The 20,154-nt window shown below is 43.5% G+C and carries 28 protein-coding genes; 17 read left to right on the top strand and 11 right to left on the bottom strand.

Features of this window, described 5'->3' with window-relative positions:
- The first annotated feature begins 3 nt into the window (after positions 1 to 3).
- The 6 genes from EX191_RS10540 to EX191_RS10515 all read left to right on the top strand — a co-directional run bounded on the left by EX191_RS10540 (position 4) and on the right by EX191_RS10515 (position 5,759).
- The gene (locus EX191_RS10540) at positions 4 to 1,380 is read left to right on the top strand and encodes a YcjX family GTP-binding protein (protein ID WP_074191491.1); all 1,377 of its coding nucleotides are present in this window, start codon (positions 4 to 6) and stop codon (positions 1,378 to 1,380) included.
- On the top strand, positions 1,377 to 2,417 hold the full coding sequence (locus EX191_RS10535) for a YcjF family protein (RefSeq protein ID WP_193447715.1): 1,041 nt from the start codon (positions 1,377 to 1,379) through the stop codon (positions 2,415 to 2,417). The genes EX191_RS10540 and EX191_RS10535 overlap by 4 nt, the downstream gene beginning before the upstream one ends.
- Positions 2,418 to 2,517: 100 nt before the next feature.
- Positions 2,518 to 4,062 carry a transcriptional regulator TyrR gene (tyrR, locus tag EX191_RS10530; protein ID WP_005376914.1) on the top strand — a complete coding sequence of 515 codons (1,545 nt, stop codon included), beginning with the start codon at positions 2,518 to 2,520 and terminating at the stop codon, positions 4,060 to 4,062.
- Between the two features lie 36 nt (positions 4,063 to 4,098).
- Positions 4,099 to 4,683 (top strand): ribosomal protein S5-alanine N-acetyltransferase, encoded by a 585-nt coding sequence (rimJ, locus tag EX191_RS10525; protein WP_005396929.1) that lies wholly within the window; start codon positions 4,099 to 4,101, stop codon positions 4,681 to 4,683.
- A gap of 1 nt (position 4,684) precedes the next feature.
- Positions 4,685 to 5,272: an HD domain-containing protein gene (locus EX191_RS10520; RefSeq protein ID WP_005376917.1), complete on the top strand. Its 588-nt coding sequence runs from the start codon at positions 4,685 to 4,687 to the stop codon at positions 5,270 to 5,272.
- A 13-nt stretch (positions 5,273 to 5,285) separates the two neighbouring features.
- The gene (locus EX191_RS10515; protein ID WP_012841656.1) at positions 5,286 to 5,759 is read left to right on the top strand and encodes a DUF2947 domain-containing protein; all 474 of its coding nucleotides are present in this window, start codon (positions 5,286 to 5,288) and stop codon (positions 5,757 to 5,759) included.
- 495 nt (positions 5,760 to 6,254) lie between these two features.
- Here the strand turns inward: EX191_RS10515 and EX191_RS10510 are convergent, their stop codons facing one another.
- From EX191_RS10510 to EX191_RS10465, 10 genes are all read right to left on the bottom strand, one after another.
- Positions 6,255 to 6,878, bottom strand: a complete 624-nt coding sequence (locus EX191_RS10510; RefSeq protein WP_193447714.1) for an HNH endonuclease — start codon at positions 6,876 to 6,878, stop codon at positions 6,255 to 6,257.
- Positions 6,875 to 8,527 carry an AAA family ATPase gene (locus EX191_RS10505; protein ID WP_193447713.1) on the bottom strand — a complete coding sequence of 551 codons (1,653 nt, stop codon included), beginning with the start codon at positions 8,525 to 8,527 and terminating at the stop codon, positions 6,875 to 6,877. The genes EX191_RS10510 and EX191_RS10505 overlap by 4 nt, the downstream gene beginning before the upstream one ends.
- Before the next feature lie 272 nt (positions 8,528 to 8,799).
- Entirely contained in the window at positions 8,800 to 10,035 is a 1,236-nt protein-coding gene (locus EX191_RS10500; protein ID WP_193447712.1) for a tyrosine-type recombinase/integrase, read from the bottom strand.
- Positions 10,035 to 10,265 (bottom strand): excisionase family protein, encoded by a 231-nt coding sequence (gene xisR / locus EX191_RS10495; RefSeq protein ID WP_047104247.1) that lies wholly within the window; start codon positions 10,263 to 10,265, stop codon positions 10,035 to 10,037. The genes EX191_RS10500 and xisR overlap by 1 nt, the downstream gene beginning before the upstream one ends.
- A 124-nt stretch (positions 10,266 to 10,389) precedes the next feature.
- Positions 10,390 to 10,653, bottom strand: coding sequence for a hypothetical protein (locus tag EX191_RS10490; protein ID WP_140333105.1), 264 nt, complete (start codon positions 10,651 to 10,653; stop codon positions 10,390 to 10,392).
- 10 nt (positions 10,654 to 10,663) lie between these two features.
- A complete protein-coding gene (locus EX191_RS10485; RefSeq protein ID WP_005376930.1) occupies positions 10,664 to 10,876 on the bottom strand; it encodes a hypothetical protein in 213 nt (70 codons plus the stop codon).
- Positions 10,877 to 10,928: 52 nt separating this feature from the next.
- Positions 10,929 to 11,747: a DUF2303 family protein gene (locus tag EX191_RS10480; protein WP_193447711.1), complete on the bottom strand. Its 819-nt coding sequence runs from the start codon at positions 11,745 to 11,747 to the stop codon at positions 10,929 to 10,931.
- A 40-nt stretch (positions 11,748 to 11,787) separates the two neighbouring features.
- Positions 11,788 to 12,183: a hypothetical protein gene (locus EX191_RS10475; protein ID WP_172563576.1), complete on the bottom strand. Its 396-nt coding sequence runs from the start codon at positions 12,181 to 12,183 to the stop codon at positions 11,788 to 11,790.
- 321 nt (positions 12,184 to 12,504) lie between these two features.
- Positions 12,505 to 12,714, bottom strand: coding sequence for a hypothetical protein (locus EX191_RS10470; RefSeq protein WP_172563577.1), 210 nt, complete (start codon positions 12,712 to 12,714; stop codon positions 12,505 to 12,507).
- 9 nt (positions 12,715 to 12,723) lie between these two features.
- Positions 12,724 to 13,389 carry a LexA family protein gene (locus EX191_RS10465; protein WP_031778939.1) on the bottom strand — a complete coding sequence of 222 codons (666 nt, stop codon included), beginning with the start codon at positions 13,387 to 13,389 and terminating at the stop codon, positions 12,724 to 12,726.
- A 108-nt stretch (positions 13,390 to 13,497) separates the two neighbouring features.
- Between EX191_RS10465 and EX191_RS10460 the strand changes: the two genes are divergently transcribed.
- The 11 genes from EX191_RS10460 to EX191_RS10410 all read left to right on the top strand — a co-directional run bounded on the left by EX191_RS10460 (position 13,498) and on the right by EX191_RS10410 (position 19,265).
- Entirely contained in the window at positions 13,498 to 13,764 is a 267-nt protein-coding gene (locus tag EX191_RS10460; protein WP_172563578.1) for a helix-turn-helix transcriptional regulator, read from the top strand.
- Complete coding sequence (locus tag EX191_RS10455; RefSeq protein WP_193447710.1) at positions 13,754 to 14,206, top strand: YmfL family putative regulatory protein; 453 nt, start codon at positions 13,754 to 13,756, stop codon at positions 14,204 to 14,206. Before EX191_RS10460 ends, EX191_RS10455 begins: the two co-directional genes overlap by 11 nt.
- The gene (locus EX191_RS10450; RefSeq protein WP_140319056.1) at positions 14,203 to 14,472 is read left to right on the top strand and encodes a hypothetical protein; all 270 of its coding nucleotides are present in this window, start codon (positions 14,203 to 14,205) and stop codon (positions 14,470 to 14,472) included. The genes EX191_RS10455 and EX191_RS10450 overlap by 4 nt, the downstream gene beginning before the upstream one ends.
- 160 nt (positions 14,473 to 14,632) lie before the next feature.
- Positions 14,633 to 14,830 carry a hypothetical protein gene (locus tag EX191_RS10445; protein ID WP_047104230.1) on the top strand — a complete coding sequence of 66 codons (198 nt, stop codon included), beginning with the start codon at positions 14,633 to 14,635 and terminating at the stop codon, positions 14,828 to 14,830.
- Positions 14,827 to 15,120 carry a hypothetical protein gene (locus EX191_RS10440; protein ID WP_193447709.1) on the top strand — a complete coding sequence of 98 codons (294 nt, stop codon included), beginning with the start codon at positions 14,827 to 14,829 and terminating at the stop codon, positions 15,118 to 15,120. Before EX191_RS10445 ends, EX191_RS10440 begins: the two co-directional genes overlap by 4 nt.
- Positions 15,120 to 16,076: a helix-turn-helix domain-containing protein gene (locus EX191_RS10435; RefSeq protein ID WP_140319054.1), complete on the top strand. Its 957-nt coding sequence runs from the start codon at positions 15,120 to 15,122 to the stop codon at positions 16,074 to 16,076. Before EX191_RS10440 ends, EX191_RS10435 begins: the two co-directional genes overlap by 1 nt.
- 10 nt (positions 16,077 to 16,086) lie before the next feature.
- The gene (locus EX191_RS10430) at positions 16,087 to 16,299 is read left to right on the top strand and encodes a hypothetical protein (RefSeq protein WP_140319053.1); all 213 of its coding nucleotides are present in this window, start codon (positions 16,087 to 16,089) and stop codon (positions 16,297 to 16,299) included.
- Positions 16,293 to 16,988, top strand: a complete 696-nt coding sequence (locus tag EX191_RS10425; protein WP_193447708.1) for a phage antirepressor KilAC domain-containing protein — start codon at positions 16,293 to 16,295, stop codon at positions 16,986 to 16,988. The genes EX191_RS10430 and EX191_RS10425 overlap by 7 nt, the downstream gene beginning before the upstream one ends.
- Positions 16,985 to 17,296 (top strand): DUF559 domain-containing protein, encoded by a 312-nt coding sequence (locus EX191_RS10420; protein ID WP_193447707.1) that lies wholly within the window; start codon positions 16,985 to 16,987, stop codon positions 17,294 to 17,296. The genes EX191_RS10425 and EX191_RS10420 overlap by 4 nt, the downstream gene beginning before the upstream one ends.
- Positions 17,289 to 18,263, top strand: a complete 975-nt coding sequence (locus EX191_RS10415; RefSeq protein WP_193447706.1) for a DUF968 domain-containing protein — start codon at positions 17,289 to 17,291, stop codon at positions 18,261 to 18,263. Before EX191_RS10420 ends, EX191_RS10415 begins: the two co-directional genes overlap by 8 nt.
- Positions 18,264 to 18,653: 390 nt before the next feature.
- A complete protein-coding gene (locus tag EX191_RS10410; protein WP_140319049.1) occupies positions 18,654 to 19,265 on the top strand; it encodes a hypothetical protein in 612 nt (203 codons plus the stop codon).
- A gap of 46 nt (positions 19,266 to 19,311) precedes the next feature.
- Here the strand turns inward: EX191_RS10410 and EX191_RS10405 are convergent, their stop codons facing one another.
- The gene (locus tag EX191_RS10405) at positions 19,312 to 19,656 is read right to left on the bottom strand and encodes a hypothetical protein (protein WP_140319048.1); all 345 of its coding nucleotides are present in this window, start codon (positions 19,654 to 19,656) and stop codon (positions 19,312 to 19,314) included.
- Positions 19,657 to 20,154: the final 498 nt, after the last annotated feature.

Raw genomic sequence — 20,154 nt, 5'->3', positions numbered from 1 at the left:
GCAATGAAAAGAATAAAGAAAGAAGTCAATGACTTTATCAACAGAGGTATGGACTCCAATGTTCGAATTGCCGTCACCGGGCTTTCTCGTGCCGGTAAGACGGCATTCATCACGTCATTAGTGAATCAGCTTCTCCATACCGCTACCCATGATAATTTGCCTCTTTTGACTGCAGCCAGAGATAAGCGTCTTATTGGAGCGAAGCGTGAACCTCAAGCGAATATGATGGTGCCACGTTTTGCTTACGACGAAGCGATGAGCCAGATCCATGCGACCCCACCTCAATGGCCAGTACCAACACGGGATGTGAGTGAGATTCGCTTAGCGCTCAAGTACAAACCAAATAAAACCACGAAAAAGCTGTTGAGTAAAACCGCAATTTTAAATGTTGATATTATCGACTATCCAGGAGAGTGGCTGCTCGACCTGCCGTTATTGGACATGGACTTTGCGACGTGGTCGCAAACTCAGTTTGATGCACTTAAAGGCCAGCGTGGCGATTTAGCCAAAGCTTGGCTGTCTGAATTAGAAAAGGTGGATCTTTCTGCTGAAGTGAACGAGAAACTACTCGAGAAAGTTGCGCATACATACACCGAGTACCTTCATGCCTGTAAAGAAGCAGGTCTTCATTGGGTACAGCCTGGCCGCTTCGTATTACCTGGTGAGCTCGGAGGCGCGCCTGTGCTGCAGTTTTTCCCGTGTCGTGCTGGTTCGGAAAGCAAGGCGCTTAAGGGCAGCAACTTGGCAATGCTCGAAGCGCGTTTTCAGGAATACCAACAGAAAGTAGTGAAAGCGTTTTATAAGCATCATTTTGCGACCTTCGATCGCCAGATTGTGCTGGTGGATTGCTTGCAGCCTCTCAATGCTGGCGATGAAGCGTTTTACGACATGCGCCAAGCGCTAGAACAGATCATGCATAGCTTCCGTTATGGTCGTAGTAGCTTTTTGCGCCGTTTATTCTCACCAAAAATCGACAAAGTGCTGTTTGCTGCCACAAAAGCGGATCACATAACGCCCGATCAGCATCCCAATTTAGTGTCTTTGCTACAACAAATGGTGCATCCAGCGTGGCAAACCGCAGCCTACGAGAATATCGAGATGAGCTGCATGAGTATCGCTTCTATCCAATCAACCACGACGGGATTTATTTCTTCTGGAGATAAGACGATTCCGGCGTTACAGGGTACGACGTTGGATGGTGAGCCGATGACGATGTTTCCGGGAGAAGTGCCGAAAAAGCTACCAAATGCGGCTTATTGGCAAAACAACGGGTTTGATTTTACGTCATTCCGTCCAATGCCCTCACCGAATGATGAGCCAGTGAAGCATATACGCTTAGACAAAGCACTGGATTACCTGATTGGAGATAAATTGAAATGAGTGAGTTGAAGCAAAAACAAGTTTTCTCTGAAAAGGCAATGGAAAAAGAGCAGCAATCGAATCAACCGGAGTTGACGGCGCAGCAAACATTCGGCGAAAAAGAAACATTCGTACCTGTTGAAGTTAAAGAAGAGCGCCAGGAGACCGAACAGGAATTGCAACTCGAGCATGTCATTCGTCCAAAACCGGGCAGAAAGTGGCTCGCGACTGGCGCATTTGCCACCTTCGCTGGTTTGGTTGGCTGGCAAGCGGTGGACTCGGTTATAACCGCAATTCAAACTTCTGATTGGCTGGCTTTAAGCTGGACGGGGTTTATTGCTGCGATCGCTTCGCTTGGTTTAGGGGCGATGGGTAAAGAGCTTTGGAAACTGCGCAAACTACGAAATCATTTTAGTGCTCAAGAAGAAGCCGAAGCACTTGTTAATAGTGAGAGTGTGGGGAAAGGGAAAGCCTTTTGCGAAACAGTGGCAGAACAAAGTGGTGTGATGGCAGAGAACCCGGGCTTTGATCGTTGGCGGAACAGCATTAACCCTGCTCATAGTGATGCTGAAATCCTTGATATGTATGACTCGATGGTCGTGAGCCAACAAGACAAATTGGCAACGAAAATCGTATCGCAGCACGCAACCGAGTGTGCGGCCCTAGTAGCGGTGAGCCCTCTGGCTGCCGCTGATATGTTGCTGGTGGCGTGGCGAAATTTCAAAATGATCGACAACCTCTCCAAGGTATATGGGGTAGAGCTAGGTTACGCCTCTCGCATCAAGCTACTAAAAGCGGTATTTGTCAATATGGCGGCGGCTGGTGCCAGTGAGCTAGCTATTGATGCCAGTATGGACTTGATGTCGATGGACCTTGCGGGCAAAGTCTCCGCTCGTGCGGGGCAGGGGCTAGGTGTTGGTATTCTAACGGCACGTTTGGGCTTGAAAGCGATGACCTTATTGCGTCCACTACCATGGTATCCTGACCGTCAGGTTAAATTGGGCACCATACGCAAGGCTGTGGCGGCGAAAGTTGCATCAATTACGATGAAACCGTAACGAATATCAACTTTGATGGATAGGATTGCTTGACGCCATTCCAAGCATGATAGAAACTACTGTCAACTTTTCCTGACAGTCGTGAATTGGGATATTTTCAGTGCGTCTTGAAGTCTTATGTGAAGATCGACTCGGCTTGACCCGAGAACTGCTCGATATTTTAGCGTCTAAAAGCATCGACTTGCGTGGTATCGAAATCGATATTAGCGGTATTATCTATTTGAATTGCCCAGATATTGATTTTGATACGTTTAGTGAGCTGATGGCTGAAATCCGCCGTATTCCGGGGGTGAAAGACGTACGTAAAATCCAGTTTATGCCGATGGAGCGCCACAATACGGAGTTGCTCTCGCTAGTTGATAACTTGCCCGATCCGGTTTTTGCCATCGACCTTAAAGGTGCCGTAGACATGGCAAACATGTCTGCACTTTCACTGCTTGGTCTTCACAAGCAAGAAGTAATTGGTACGCAGATCGGAGCTTTGCTGCCAAGTGTTCGTTTTTCTCGCTGGTCTGAAGGTGTGAATGGCAGAACGCGGGAAAACCTTGTGATTGATGGCTTGGACTATGTTCTTGAGTTGATGCCAGTTTATATCCGAGACGAAGCGCAAAACTCGACCTTAGCTAGTACACTGATGACGATTCGCTCTAGTCAGCAAGTCGCAAGAATAGAAGAAGCGCTACCACTGCATAATCCTCTGGGTTTTGAGCACTTTGTTGGTATATCGAACCGTCATAAAGCGCTAATGAACCAAGCTAAGAAGCTGTCTGTGCTTGACCAGCCACTGTTAATTGAGGGCGAAACAGGGACCGGTAAAGAAATGCTTGCTAAAGCTTGCCACAGCCGTTCTAGCCGTGCGAGCAAGCCATTCTTAGTTTTGAGTTGTGCTTCGATGCCTGACGATGTAGCAGAAACCGAACTTTTTGGTCATGCGCCGGGTTCATTTAATCATGAACAAGGTCACAAAGGCATCTTTGAGCAAGCAAATGGCGGGACAGTATTTCTTGATGAAATCGGTGAAATGAGTTCGCATCTTCAAATCAAGCTGTTACGTTTTCTACAAGATGGTAATTTCCGTCGTGTCGGTGCAGAAGATGAGATGCATGTCGATGTTCGTATCATCGCTTCAACAAAACATAACCTTGCCGAACTTTCTGAGGCAGGAATGTTCCGTGAAGATTTGTATTATCGTCTCAACGTACTTACGCTCAGCATTCCTCCGTTACGTAAGCGCTCAAATGACGTTGCGCCATTGCTTGAGTTATTTGTGGCGAAACATGCTCAACAGCTTGGGATTGATAAGCCAGAGTTTGATGATGGTCTAGTTGATGCCCTTGCAAATTATCAGTGGCCAGGAAACATGCGCCAACTCGATAACATGGTTCTTCGAGCGCTCACAGAAATGGATGGTGGTATACTAAACGCGGATCACTTCAATTTACCTCAGCCTCAATCAGTCGGTGCTGGTAGTGCGACTCTTAACATCGACGGTTCATTGGATGAGATCATGCGTGACTATGAATCTCAGGTTCTGGAGCGTTTGTATCAGTCATTCCCATCAAGCCGCAAGCTTGCTAAGCGCTTAAATGTATCGCATACCTCAATCGCTAATAAACTGCGTGATTACGGTATCCGCAAGAATTAATCGAATTGAACGAAAAGACGGAATTAATCATTTGTAATGGAAGATAACAGCTCATCTATCGCCGTTCATAAGTTGGACGGTGACTTGCTTCTGCGTACCGCTGAAATCGGTGACGCAGATATGATTGCCGAGTATTTTCAAGCGAACCGAGAATATCTGAAACCGTTTGAGCCGAAACGTGAAGAAGCTTTTTTCTCAGTGAACGGTTGGTTGCAAAAGCTTATCAAGCTCAATGAGCTGCATCGAATGGGGTTGGGGTATTATTGCCTCTTGGTCAGAGCCTCTTCGGGTGAAATGCTAGGTACGATATCCTTTAGTAATTTGAGTCGTTTCCCTTTTTATTCTTGTAACGTCGGATACTCTCTCGCTGAAAAAGCACAAGGGCATGGTTATATGCGTCGTGGATTAACCATGGCTTGCGACTACATGTTTAACGTGCAGAAGTTGCATCGTATTCAAGCCGGCTACATGCCTCACAACAAACGTAGTGAAGCTGTGCTAGAGCATGTAGGGTTCAACCGAGAAGGGTATGCAAAAGATTACCTTTTGATTAATGGTGAATGGCAAGACCACGTTCTAACGTCACTTATTAATCCGAATTGGCAACCAGAAGGGCGATAGTATGGAGCGATTGGAAAAGCAATTAGCACTTGTCATCGAGCTCGATAAACTCAAAAGTATTTTGCGCCGAACCCGAGTTAAAAGTGCTGAAGGGCGTCTCGAAAATAGTGGTGAGCATAGTTGGCATGTCGCACTGATGGCAATATTGATGGAAGAGCATGCGAATGCGCCTGTAGATATTTGCCGAGTGATGAAAATGTTATTGATACATGACGTAGTAGAGATCGACGCGGGGGATACCTTTGTTTATGATACTGCCGCGTCTCAAGAGCAAGCAGAAAAAGAAATTAGAGCGGCAGAACGCTTGTTTGGTATGTTACCCAGCGATCAGGAGCAAGAGTTATTGGCGCTTTGGCATGAATTTGAAGCCGCGCAGACCGATGATGCTAAGTATGCAAAAGCACTCGATCGGTTAATTCCAATGCTTTTGAACTATCATAATAATGGTCAGAGTTGGAAGGAGCATGGCGTCTCTCGTGAACAAGCACTTACCATTAATAAACGAATTGAATTTGGCTCTGTTACCTTATGGGACAAAGCGAAAGAGTTGATAGAAGAAGCCACAGAGAAAGGTTGGCTGAAATCGTAATAAAGGAGACTGAATGTCTTATTTGCCTTTGGATGAATACCAAAGAAAATGGATTTTTACGCATCAGTCGATGCCTGTGCCAGAAGAAGATTTGGCTTTTATTAAGCCGATGAGCCAAGCTCGTTCAGCACAATTTTGGAAAGAAAATATTAGTGCTCAAAGCCCCGATATGGATCGACTTAGCTCCCAAGATTGGCCAATGAATGAGGCGAACTGGTCTGAAGTCGTTGATTGGATGGCTGCGTGGGAGTTGGATGATCCGGATATGCCAGCGGAAGTAGAAGCACATATCGATTGGCAAGACGATGTGACCGTTTACTTTTGCTACGAGAAGTACAATGTCATCGAAACTAAGTGGTCGATTTTTAAAAAGCATTGGAAGAACTTTCTCTTTTATGATGATGGTCCAATATTGATTGGACGTCGCCGTTCACAAGCGCTTTGGTTTGATTCAAAAGGCAATGTGAAACTCGGTGTTCGTCAATAGCGAGTTATACAGCAAGCCACCTTTTCGAGGTGGCTTTGTTTTTCTAAAGGCTGGATAATGGACTCAACACGCCACCAGCCCCGCGCTCGATAACGTGAGTATAAATCTGGGTGGTTTTTACACCCATGTTATAAGTGATTGTTTTTATTGGTAGCTATCACGCCCCGACCAAAGTGGGGCGCTGGTGGGACAATTCAGAATTATTTATGGTTATACGGATTAAAGTTCGCATGTGAAGATTTGAGCATTAATTGTAGTAACTCATACTCGATCTTACACACTCGCTGATTAGCCACGACTAGGTCGTACTGTCGAACTGCTGGTATCCTAACTCACAATTGGACAAAACCTTGCCAGTGATTTTGCAAAATTAGTAACTCATGAATAACTTTAAGTATGTCTATATCATCGAAGGCTTTCTAACTATTGGTTATCAGCTCTTTGTCGTGTAGATACAATTAAACCTCCGCGCTTTGCACTGAAGTAGCCTTAAGATTATTGATTGTCTTTACCAAGCTTACTCGAAAGATAAGATAAGGCAGCTTCTAAAGCTTCTGGTGTTTGACGATCACCTGCATAATTCAATACGGCCTGCAAAATTGGGTCAATATCCTTCCTCCCCCCTAATTCGTGATATCGAAGAAGGCCGCAAATCTCTATCGTTGCTCTTCCTTTTTCTGACTTATATCGATAGGTAACACCTGGAACACCGACCTCAATATGATCTTCATAGTTATCAAAGTGCGCATGAACTATACGATAATTAGCTGATTTGTTTGGGAAAGATTTATAAGACTCAGACTTAGTGACAGTTCTATTCCATTTAGCGATATTGCAAGGTTTACACGAAACGCACAAATTAAGTGGTTCGAATGTCCATTGGGGAAAAGAATCTTTGTCAATAATATGCTCAGTGTCCCATACCATGCCGTTGTCTGTATGAAGCTCTACTTTACAGTATGCGCAGGCTTGATTTTGTTCAAAAATATAGTGCTTTTTGATTCGCGATTTTAAATCTGTGACGCTTTCATCCTCCCACATCTGCTTCGAAGATAATGCTTTGTTACTTAATAAGGTGACAGTTTGAGATTCTTCTTGGCTTAATAAATAAGGTGTCATTGGATATTCAACGCTCCCATTGTCTGCTTTAAAATCTTCAAAAGCGTTTTTACCTTATCACCATCTTCAAGCTTGTCCTCAAAGGTTAAAAGCCATTTTGTCCTATAGAGTAATTCGTCATCAACCTCATTTTTACATAACCCGTCTAGAGCTTCGATCACTTGGCTAATTAGGTATTCATTGTTGTTACCTGGAGCATTAAATACACTTGCTAATTGAAAGTCAGCAGATCTATTGTGGTACATTTTTGAAGGCATTAGTTTCGATTCAACATCATCGATGCTAACAATATATGCATTACTATCTGGAATTGAAGATATTATATTTGGAGAATGCGTAGCTATTATGAAATGACAGTTTTTATAATTAGAAAAAATATCAGTAAGTAAAGACAAAAAATTCAATTGCCACTCGGGATGTAAACTCAGTTCTGGCTCATCAATCAATATGAGCGAACCATTCTCTATCTCACCAGCAATAGAAGACATTGTAAACAGTAGACTAAGTTCTCCAGAGCTTGCTTGAGAAAGCAAAAATTCCTGATTTGTTCTAGAGTTAGAAAAAACTACATCTTCTAACTCTACTAAATCATACTCTGATAAGAGATATAATGAGCTTAAATACTCTGTGTCGTTAAGTTCTTTAGCCAAATCTATTTTGCATAATACTTCAAGCGGTTTAAAGTAGTGGCTCTCATGTTTATCTAATTTTTCACCTGCAACATAAAGTAGTGCGTCTACCAATCGCTTAGATAGGTCATCTCTCTCATTTTCCTCACTTATCATTTCATGATCTTTATCTTTAAAGAACTTAACATGCCTAACCACATCAAGAATCATTTTTTGATTTATTTCTTCCTTCCTAATTCTCTCACTAAGAGAGAGCTTCAGTGTAAAGGAAGGGGATATATCCAAAAAATCGAACATCTTTGAAAAATCGAAATATTCTTGTCTTGGTTTTAAAAGCAATTTGATAAACGATGCACCTAATTGGTCAAACTTATAGCTAAGATAGCCACGATTAAATCTTGCACCAGCTTGCCGTTTTCCTCTTGTACCCAAGTAAACATATGGAGACAAAGAGCCTTGTGGTGAATATGTATCCCTAAAAGGAAACTTATCGTACGGACTGCCTGTAACCGCTAGAACTTTATTAGGTATATTAAGCTCTGTAGAACTTATTCCGTTTTTTTTAAACTTTAGATATTTACTCTGAGCTTTTGCTTCTGCAAGAAAGTGCGGAGTTAGTGAGTCAATTATGTCGACGTCATCTAAATTATGTACATTATTTAAAATAGCTTTTTCATATGGATAAATGGCCAGAATATCTACAAATGTATCATTACCTACAAGATATCTTCGAATGAATGGTTCTTTAGAGCGATAGAGTGAATTAAAGTCGCCACCTTGCATATAAGACAAACTATCAAGTTGTTCGAGATCGGATAGATTGACAACCTCTCTCAAGTGATGCTCCATATAGCCCTGTCTTGGAGTTTGTATAAACGCTGAGCATATAGTCTGAAAGAGTCTACTTTTACCTGAGCCATTGTTCCCCATCACTATAGTTACAACATTCGAATCCTCGTTCTCTTGCACATCGGCAAGATCTATCGTTCTTCCTAGTAACGTAACACTGTTTAACAGCATGTGCTTTCCTAAATTGTCATTGCTATGATTAAATTAAAGATAACTTTACTTTAAAAAACAATTAATTGAAATATAACCAAAGCTTATCGAACTGCTCAACCTTCTTTAAGGTGGACGTTGCTTTGTGTACGGCAATAACCCTGTAGATACTTTGTAAGTATTAGGAAAAGTAAGTCTAATGATACTTCAGTGAAATGAATGGCCAATCCGTTGAAACAAAAAGGAGTAATTCTGCTCCGCACATTGAAATGCACATCATAATTCGAATGGCCTTATTTATTCGAAGCCATTATCCCATTTAGGTATTCGATCTGTTCATGCGAGTGAGACTTCATGAATCGGCCGTAAACACGTTCCAACATCATTGTGCTCTTGTGTCCCATCTGCTCCGCGATAAATGACAGGTTTGCGCCTTTGGTGATCAACCAACAAGCGTAGGTATGTCGAGATTGATATGAACAGCGATGGCGGATGCTAGCTCTCTTAAGCGCGCGTGACCATAGTCGGTTATATGTTGTCGTTTTATAGGTCTCACTCGTTTCTTGGCCATTACGACGTTCTGGAATAAACACGAATCGAACGTTTTCCTGGCGAAAAGTGTTTGAACCTTTTACTTCCACTAAAATATCTCTAACTGGGCTAAACATAGTTAGCTCTCTTTGAGACTTAAGGGCAAGGAGAGCAGGTTCAAGTAAGTGAATAGTTCGCTCTGACTTCTTATTCTTCGGCGTTGTGAACTTTCGTTCAAGCGTGACGTTGCGAGTAACCTCGATAGTACCTTTCTCAAGATCGACGTCTTCCCATGCTAACGCACAGAGCTCACCAGTTCGCATGCCCGTGTAAATGGCTAAGGTGAACATATTCCGCTGCTGTAAGTTTGTCGTTGACTCTATTAGCTGGTGGAACTCTTCTAGTTCTAGTGGATCCGGTTCACCAGAGCCACCACTTAGTAACTCAACATGCAGAAATGGGTTGTCATCGATAAATTTTGATTTCACTGCTAAATCAAAACATCTGCGCATTAGTTTGATCATATTATTGATCGTCTTTGCGCTTCGTGGTCTTCCATTGCGAGTAGGGGAGTCGACCATTAACTTTTGGCACTTTAGTGCATCCATAATCGTGATGGTGGAGATAGTACGTTCCTCTCCAACAAATAAGCAGCATGCTCTTGCGGTAGTACTCAATACATAGAGTGACTGCGAAGCCATAGTCGTTTTCTTCAATTGAATATAGTCATTAAACAACTCGCGAACGGTCAGGTTCTTACCACGCTGTTCTGGAGTCGCAAAGAGTTGCGCTTTCTTTGATGTTGGAAATCGAGATAAGTAATCAAATGTGCCTAATGAAATTTCAGAAAGTATAGAAGCGCGTAGATGACTTGCTTTTTTGAGATTGCCTTTAGTGACTTCCCATCCTTTTAGTGTCTCCCGACAACGCATCTCCCGGTAAGTAAAACTAATGCGGATAGACTTACCGCGGATCTCTACACCTTCTGGTGTGTTCATTACGCAACCCTTTCTCTTGCTGAAAACTCATCGATGGCAACACGGTCATACTTAAAACTTTTGCCACCACCACTACTCTTACCGGATGCTTTTTTGAAGTGAACGCCTTCAATCCAACGAAACTGACGATAGTCTTTGATTTCATTGGTAGACATGCCTGTTAAATCAATCAGAAGATCCTCTTTCACCCAACGGCTAGGCTCTAGTTGAATCACCGTAAATGTTCTCATCGGTAAACTCCTATATAGTTGAATTGAGAGAAGAGCAGGGCAACCACCTTACTCTTCTTAATTTGGTGGTTGACGGGTTAATAGCAGCAGCGTAGTGACAGATACTGTAAGTTAATGAAGGCCATTACTTCACTCCACCAGGATATCGATTGAAGTTCAGGTTCTTACGACCACCTTTCGTTACGTCCTGATTACAAAAGTAGAAAGCGGAACCTAACACGGGTTCATTTTCCATAATTGCTGCTAGTTCCTGCTCAAACTGCACATCATTCATTCGTTGTTTAACGGCTGAGTCCTTGGGTTGCTCTTTTGGTAAACGCGCATCAGTTGGGCGAAGTTCCATCACACCATCAACCGCTCTATTGATCTCTTCTTGTGTCATGCTCATCGCGAAATCCTTACATTACTTGTGCTGCATCTCTGGCGAACATGTTTAGAAATTGATTGGTGAGCGAGACATTAGAAGGACATTCTTTGCTGATGCCCCAGCCGTTGCTCTCGTTCTCTGGTTTAATCAGAGTTAGGTTGATCACTTCACAACCTAGTTGGTGACTAAAGTAAGGGGCCGATGTCGTGACCTGCCCGAATTGAGTATCGATGGTTGCCGCCATAGATATTTCCTCGCAAGATACACCCCCTTTAAGAAGAGGGCGCCAATATTAGTTAAGAGCTGAATGAGCCAATGAAGGTATCAATTTCGATCTCACCGTTTTTAAAGCACGCTTGAAGCTTGGTTTGGAACTCTTCGCCCATCTCTTCTTCGTGTTGTTCCAGCTTCTTGATACGAAGGACTAGAGTTTCATTACCTATCGTGCTCATGCGCAGTTCAAAGGTGCGTTCAGCCAAACCTAAGTAAGGCACACACGTGAACTTAAACACCGCAGGCATTGGGAACTCTTCCTTAGTGCGAACCGCAACAGACTCGTATTCAGATTGATGGTGGCTGAAGTCATCTACATTGGATTCACGCCCTGCTTTCGCTTCAAACTTCATGTTGCGAATAGCTGCAGACGCGACGGAGTTTTCGATGACTTCCCCAGTCGTAGAGAAGACCTGAACGAACTCGCTGTAGTCTTCTACCCACTCAGCCAGTTTCTTTTGACCAAGGCGTTCTTCGTTAATGTTTAGCATGGCGTTAAGTGCTGCAGTGCGGCGTAGAGTTAAGTTTGCTTGATGCTTACAGTGTCCAGGGAAGTTATGAGTACCAAGATCGAAAATAGTCACTGCAGCCATACGTTCAGCATTAATAAAGCACTGATTACCTTCGGTTTGGTACTCTTCGTGGTAACGCACAAACTCGTCGATATTTGCCGTCTTCATTGTGCCGCGGAAATAATTGCGGTTTGGCATGAACTTCTCCAAGTCATGCAAATCGAAGGATTCAGGTAGGGCGGCAACAGGGAATCCCGCTTTCTCTAACTGTTTTAAAAACTGCGGAGCATTCGCTGATTCTTGGATCTGTTGGATTGCTGATTTATCCATTTATCTATTCTCTCTTTGAGTGAGTTGCTGGTGGAGTGGGTTAGCTGCGTACTTCTCGCAGCATGCCTTCTTCAATAACGGCTTGGCCGTGAATATCTTCTTTTGGTCGGTCGTAGGTAAGTTTGCCGCCTTTGCCCACGTACGCGATTGAGGTGTATTGGAAGTCTTCTGACTTGGTACCGAATCCGGCTTTTGGCTCTTTTACCGACATGTTGACGGTGATTTCGACCATCTCGTTGTTGGTGCCCATAGGTTTAAGCTTTAGATCCATCTTCACGTTTCCCTGCTTATCGCTGTAGGACACAGCTCGGGCAACGTTAGATAACGCCAAACCGACGACATTGGAGACAACGCCGCCGTCCAATTCCTGCATCAGTTTTGGGAAGTTAGTAGTGCGGTCCTCAAGACTGAGGTTTCCTGCTTCTTGGTTAGACATGTGATTTCCTCGCTTCAGTAGTTAGTTAACCAACTGGAATGAGAATAATATTACATAATGGAATTTAATGGTCAATTACAAAATGGAATTATCGTGCGTAATTTACTCTAGGTGTAAAAAAACCGCCAGGATGGCGGTTTAGGAATTTGTCGATTTATATTATTTTAGTGCAGCTAGCTTTGACTTTCGCCAACGACCAAACCGTATTTGTTGGATACGAAATGAAGCGTTAGCATTAAAGGTAACCAGGCCAATAAGCAATGCTGATATCAGTCTCATGTTAAAGTCCTTTTCAACATAGAGGGCTTTATTCGTAGATTTTTAATCTGATTGACGATTACTTCTGCTTGCTTCTAGCAGTTCTTCATGTCGTTGCTTTTCGAGCTTTTCCCTTTCCATTCTAGAAAGCATCATTGACATAACAATCGACATGCCTAGTGCCACGACAAATCCAGCTATACCAAATAGAAACGAGAGGATAGCTACAATTCCAAGCATCACGAATGCGAGAAGAAGTTTTACTACGTTCATTACTGCTCCTTAAAAGAGTTTGAGTTTAGCGTCGATCACAACACCGATAATCTTACAGTTGCCATTGATTGGCAGAATCGGAAATGCTGGATTAAGAGCCTTTAAATACTTCTGGCCACTATCGACAATGAATTTTTTGAAAGTAGCTTCGTTTACGTCAGTGAGTTTTGCAACCACCAGCTTACCGTTCTCTGCGTCGACTTCAGTGTCCACCAGCACCATAGTCCCCTCAGGGAAGCTCACTCCTGTTGGTGATGTCATTGAATCACCTTGAACAGTCAACCAGAAGCATCGTTCACTGCAACGCTCTGTTGTAGGGTACCACTCGCTGATTTCTTCTATTGAATATGGCTCGATGGCTTCGTGCCATTGCCCTGCTTGAACTGAACTAAGGACAGGGAAGGACTTTTGGTAGGTAGGTTGTATATCGAGTTTCGTTACATTGGCAATGCTGTCATCTGGGTAGTCAATAAAACCTTCCGAATCAAGCGTCATATGAGTTAAGCCAACACACTTCATAATGGCAGCAACGTTCTCGATACTTGGCTCTCTGTTTTTGCTGAGCCAATGAGCTATCGCACTCTGAGATACTCCCATCATTTCTGCAAGAGCGTTCTGAGTGATTCCAACTTCTTTCATCCTAGCTTTTACTAGGTCATTCCAATTCATTTTCATAGTTAAAGATTATTACTCATTGTAATAACTAGATGAATATCCATATCGTAATATTTGTTGTTTAAATAAATTCCATAATGTAATATTTATTCTTGTTAAGGGGGCATTATGTCGAATTTAAAAGCTATTCGTGGTGAGCTAGGAGTTACACAACAAGCTCTTGCAAAAAAGGTAGGCGTATCCCAAAGCGCTGTTAATCATTATGAAAATGGGAATAGAACGGTTGATACCGTCCTTGGTTGGCGAATTGTGAACGCTTTGAATTCATTGGGGGCTGATTGCAAGTTCGAAGATGTATTCCCTGATCCGCAAGAAGATTGTGGAACAGAAGGGCAAGAAGTTAAACCACCAATCAAAGGAGCAAATGGTGAATAAGAAAGAGATGGTGAATAAAACCATTGCAGGCGTCACTGGTGGTAAAGAGGCGGTTGCTGCCGTTCTTGGTATGTCGATCGACAGTTTTAACAATCACCTATACGAGAAGAAGGGTTCTCGCTTTTTTAGTGTTGATGAGATGGTGGAAATGGCTGAGCTAACCAACACCCCATACGTAGCAGAGTACTTTGCTAACCGTGTTAATTGCATGGTGGTAGAGCAACCTGATGTCGCAGAACTGGATACCGTGGATATGTTCGATTGCCATTTACACCTTAATGCAGTGAAAGGGCTCTTGGATAAAACCATTGAAGAAGCAAAAGCAGATGGTGTGTTTGATGCTCGCGAACGTGCGCTCATCGCCCAATTGAAAGCGGAATATCACGCAACTTTCGAAGCCTTCATGCTGAAGCTCGATGCGTTGTATGCGGAGGTTGTATGAAAACAGAAATATTCTGGCAAACCGTTTCACAGATGGCTGACATCACCTGCAGATCGGCAAAGCTAATGGTGGCGCAAGGCCAATCTTCAGAGGACTACGAACGTGAACAAGTTCAGCTGTTGAAAGCAAAGTGCGAGCGTCGATTACGAGTAATAAACGAGGAAGTGGCTTTAAACCGCGGCAACGGTCTAAAGCCGGGTTGTGATGATTCTTGCGAGGAACGATCACATCTCACTCAGTCACCAGCAAAGATCACGGAGGAGTGATGGAAAGAATAACACTCAATTATTCATTGTGGTACCACCAAAACCAGTTTTACAAGGTGGAGAAGGGGCAGAGCATCATGCTCACCCATGATGAGTTAGCAGACTTGTTTGAAGCAAAGCGCATTTACGTAACTGCTGTTTATAAGGGGAGGGCTATTTGATGCTAAAGGCTACGTTTTTTGACTATGACGGCCAAGAGCTAACAACAGGCTGCTTCTCCCTGCTCACTCGTTCTCTATATAAGGCTTTGCTGGACACTCAGACGATAACTGGCTTCGTGCTGATTTTATTTGCGAACAACTTTGCTGTGTTTGGAAAAGGTAAGGCGCGTTTGGTTGTAGGGAAGGTGGAAGTATGAATCTGTTGGCGTTTGATAAAAGGTGCGCGCTCGAGCGCATCAAGCAATTAGATGTTAAGCCGTTCTTGACCAGTGACGAACAACGGGACTACCAAAACAGAGTTGAAATTGTTGAAGAATACGACAGACAGTTTCGGAAGAACTGGAAGTCGGATCGCCGTGATTGGATAAAAGCTCAGTTACGCAAAGGGTACTTAACAACTGAGCAATCGGAAGAAAAGTTTTCACAGCTTGATAGTGACGCTGATTTGATTCTTGGAAAACCAAAATACCCATGGGGGAGCGCATAATGTCAGTTAAGGTAATGAGCTACGTTTGGGACATTCCGAGTTTTAAAGGTTCTGATAAGTTGGTGATGCTTTGCCTAGCCGACCATGCGGATGATCGCGGTCTTTGTTGGCCGTCTATCGATACTATTGCTCGCAAGTCTGGCGTTTCACCTACCACTGTAAAATCGACACTCAAGAAACTGGAAGCTGCCGGATGGTTATTCAAAAAGAACCAATTCAAAAAGGCGGATACAGGTCGCTTAGTTCGTTCGAATAATCAGTACCAGTTGCCTGTAATGCTTTTGAAGAAGAAAGCAGATGAACAGACAGATTTTGAACAGTCGAATTTCGTCTGTTCAAAAGTCGAACGTTCGAAACTCGAACAGACGAAACAACCTGAGGGGGTAGGTCAAATTCCGGCTGGGGGTAGGTCGGAATCCGGCTATAAACCACCAATAGATCCACCAATAGAACCATCAAGTAAAGATCTTGCTCCAAGCGAACCGCTCGAAGCCGAACCAGCACTGTTTGAAATTCCTTTGAACAGGAAAGGGCTGTTTCATGGAGTAACTCAACCAGACATCGACCGCTATTCGGATTTGTTTGGTGCAGTGAATGTTCGTACTGAGCTGAAAAAAATGATCGCTTGGTGCGATGCCAATCCTCGTAAGCGAAAAACCAAGCAAGGTATCGAAAAGTTTATTCAAGGTTGGCTTGGCAGAGAGCAAGACAAGGGGCGTTACCTGCCACCACAGCAAGGTGATTCCTCAGTGGCTACTCAGGACGAAGTAACCGTGATTCAGCGCGAAGTCGCTTTGCTAGAGAGCTCTATCAACTCAGAAAATCAGCGCATGTTGTACTTGATTGACGCTAAGCGACCTCAGCATGAAGTGGAACCATCAAAGCGAAAGATCGCAGATTTGTCGGCTAAGCGCAGAGAGTTACTGGAGCGTGTTGCGAACCTAGAGGCAGTGTAGGGGGGCGAGAATGGCAAGTAAAAAGGATTTGGTTGATGTAATGAAATCTCGTCGTCGGCTTTGGTCTCCGAGCGAGCTGTGTGATGAATTGGGTATTCACATTTGTGACTTAGTTAGATTGGTTAAGGCGGCTCGCCGTTCTGGTGTGGATGTCCGGCATGAGAGTAGTGAACTGACGGGGTTCTCGAGTAAATACTGGTTAGCAGAGGGAGTCGAATGTTAAGTATCAGCACCCAAACAGAGATGACAATGAGTAGTCGAGAGATTGCGGAACTGACAGGTAAGCAGCACTCGCATGTTAAACGAGATATTGAACGAATGGTGGCTGAGTTGAACCATCCAAATTTGGAGGGTTCCCAATTTTGGCATAAAGGTAATCAGTACACTCAATATCACTTGAATCGCGAGCTCACGTTGACGTTGGTTTCTGGTTACAACATCAAGTTACGTCATTCCATTATCAAGCGGTGGGATGAGTTAGAAAGCGCAGGTAAACCATCTATACCGACAACGTATGCTGAAGCATTGCAGTTAGCCGCTAACCAAGCCAAGGAACTGGAAGAAAAGAACCAGGCATTAGCTATCGCAGCGCCAAAAGCAGAGTTTGCGGATGCTATTGCTGGAGCGGACAAAGGTGTGAAGCTTGGTCAGTTTGCTAAAACAGTAGGTTTGGGGCCTGTCACTATTTTCCGTGTACTTCGAGAGTTAAAGATCTTTATGAGCCGTGGTGACTCATACAACTTGCCGTATCAGGAGTTTGTAGAACGTGGTTACTTTACGGTGAAACAGGGTACTTATGAAACTAACTCGCAAACTCGGATCAGCCACACGGCCTTGATTACTGGAAAGGGTGAAATCTGGCTGCGCAAAAAGCTGTTGAAAACAGGTCACCTTAAGGCAGTGGCAGCGTGAGTCAGTTAGAGAAGTTGTTATTGCAACATATAAGAGCATTGAAGTTGGAAGTACCCGTGTCTGAGTATCGATTTCACGAGACACGCAGATGGCGCTTTGATTTTGCCTATCCCGATCAGCAGCTGGCTATCGAAGTAGAAGGTGGGACTTGGAGTAATGGTCGCCATAATCGAGCGAAAGGTTTTGAAGCAGATTGTGAGAAATACAACACGGCAGTATTGAGAGGTTGGACTGTTTTGCGTTTTACCGGAGACATGATCAAAAAGGGGTTGGCGATACAGATGATTGAGGAGGCATTAAGTGATTAAGGTAGATATCGATATTGTGCCCACTCTTAACGCTGCGGTGATCGCTCTGACACCCAACACTCAATCGTTAAAGTCACTGCTGGTGGACGGTAAGATTGGTTTAGTGTCACCAGCACAGCAATTGGTGCCGGAAGAGAGGCAAGCCTTAAAGCCAACTGATTCGAGTCTCGTGGCGTTTTTCTCTCATCAGGAAGTGCAAAGCAGAATTGGCCCAACGCATCAGTTTGTGGATTCAATCAACGAATGCCAGTTAAAGGACTCGGGTTACTGTGACCACAACTTGAAGACACGGAAAACAGGTGAAGGCGCGGTAAGGCTATGTTGGCATCATGATCTCCAGGGGGACAGTGATCCAAACCTTTACTTTCACATTGCTCGAATGAACAGTGTCGTCCACGGCCTCCAAGCGGTGTCTCGCCAGTTACATGGGTACCAAAAGCAGATTGCAGATGTAGACCTATGCTGGTGGGCGGTACGAAATGGTGTGTATGAGCTGCTTCCTCAAGCCGTTATAGATCGCCAGTTTAAGCGAGAGGCTACGGCTAAGCGATTAGGTGTTAAGGGCAACATTGATACTGATGCTAGGTATGTTGTTGAAAGTCAGCGTGAGCAACTAGAACGGTTAGCAAAGCCGGTTTTAAAGCTAGTCATAGATGACGATCCACCAGCGATGTACTTAAGAAAACCCAAGCCAATTCGTTGGGAGAGTGAGAAGTATCTTTCATTCGTCCGTAAGTTACCCTGTCGCGTATGCGGAAAGACTGCAGGTATTGCTCATCATTTAATAGGTCATGGCGAAGGGAAAATGGGAAGTAAGGCTTCGGACATGTTTACCTTCCCGTTATGTAATGAGCACCACCAAGAACTGCACCGCGATATGAATTCCTGGGAACGCCAACACGGCGATCAGCTTTGGCATGTGAAGGAGACGATTAACCTAGCGCTAGTGGTTGGGGCATTGGGGTGAGCAAAGAGAAATGAGTTAGAACTCAGTCTGTCAGGCCCTAAGCAAGGATACGATTAAAGCCGACTGTTGCCCTAAGTCGGTTTTGTCCCAAAACAATTCAGAGCAAAGTTCTTGCTCAATACAACGGCTTTGTTGCGTAATTCGACGCAACTAAATCAGGAAGTTACGACCTGATCGGCTACATCAGTTAATCATCGTAGCCTTATGCCCCAACCTCGTTACAAAACAACTAACTGAAAACAATACAACAAAGTCCATTTTTCCTTTACAAAAACACTGTATGTATGTACAGTTTAAATGCTGTTTTTATATACAGTGTTTGTTGCAAGTCTAAACGTAATTGGTTTTAACTTTCTAGAACAACTTAACCCACAAAAATAAGGAATCAAAATGCTCGAAGAAGCTTTGAAAACCGCTAAAAATGACCTATCTGAAATTCAGCTCAATAAGGCGCATGAATTAAACAGTCGTATTGCCTTTGGTGCGCTGACTCAAGAAGTAGGCTTAAATGATCTGAAATACGATGATGTGATTGGTACTAGCTTTGCTGAAAAAGTAGAGATGGTGAAAGCTAAGAGTGCAGTTTCAGATAATGTATCCCCTGAAGAGGCGGAAGCAGAGTTTTTGCGCCTTATGGAGCTATTCCGTAAGATCGGGAATCGTAATATGTACGGCAACAACTGTACTGTATTTAGACCGCCTTCAGGCTTTAGGTTTAACGATGAAGTAGCTAATACTTACTATCACATGTATGAGGGTGCTCTTAAGGCATCCGAAGCTTTGAGCCTTCTAGAAGCGTTTTTGAACGCTAGTTTAGAGTACGCAGTTGCCGGTGGTCCAAAGAGCATGCTTCGATGGATTCTCGAAGTTGGTCGTGCAATTGCCATGCAAGAAATTGAGAACCAAATTAAAGATCCAAATGATGTTCTGAATCCTACGCTAACTTACCTAGCAAATCAGTCATATCAAAGCCCGCTCACAACAGCATATATATTTGGTTAACAAACTAGGAAAAGGTTGGTGTGTTAACACCAACCTTTTTTTACATTTAACAGGCCTCATTCAAAAGTACCTTGTAGTATTTCGGTAAGAACAACTCACCTTTTTGCCATTCTAATTGAACGTGTTGGCATCGGCCTTGGTAAAGATAGTTACCGTCGACATAGATTGATTTGCCTTTATCAATCAGCTGATTAAGGAACACAGCTTCTTCGATTTTATCGTCCATTCTGATTTTTGTTTGCAAGTCTCTATCATCATCTATTGCTATCGTCAGAATCCGATTTTTGGCGCTGAACTCTACAGATCTAAGATTATTAATTTTGGCTTCATCGCCACTGGTGTAAAAGTAGAACGCTACTGCAATTAAACCCAGAATAACAAATATTTTCATTTCGTCCCCATAAAAAATTCGTTGCATAATCAGCTATTTTAACACGATGTTTTAGAGAGAAAAATTAATTGAAACGGCAGTTTTGTTGGAGTCTTCAATAAAGAAAGATGTTTCAATGGTCTTAGTCTAGCAGGGAAGTTTCTTCACGTTAGGGCGTCTGACTCTAATGATCGTAAAGAGGTTGAGGTCGGGGCTGCTGAAGAGTACATGAAGGCAAACCAAATGGAGCCAGTAGAAGTTGCGGTATACGATGTGATTTTTCCTCTACCTACAGACAGCACAACACCACCAACAATGCTATGAATTAGTTCAAGTTATAAGGTACTAAATAACAAGTGGGCTGCATTAAATTAGCACATAACAAATCATTTAGAGTGATTCGCAACGCGTGGCATTAATTTTACATATGTCAGCTAATCCGTTATATCCTAATTTAATAATACAGCTGACAAAGTTCTGTCCAAAGGTGTGCCGACGGGGGCATGAAACACGAAAATG

The sequence above is a fragment of the Vibrio chemaguriensis genome, from assembly GCF_012275705.1.
Taxonomy (GTDB): Bacteria; Pseudomonadota; Gammaproteobacteria; order Enterobacterales; family Vibrionaceae; genus Vibrio; species Vibrio diabolicus.
Note: the sequence above shows the minus strand (reverse complement) of the source record. Positions and strands in the feature narration are given on the sequence as shown.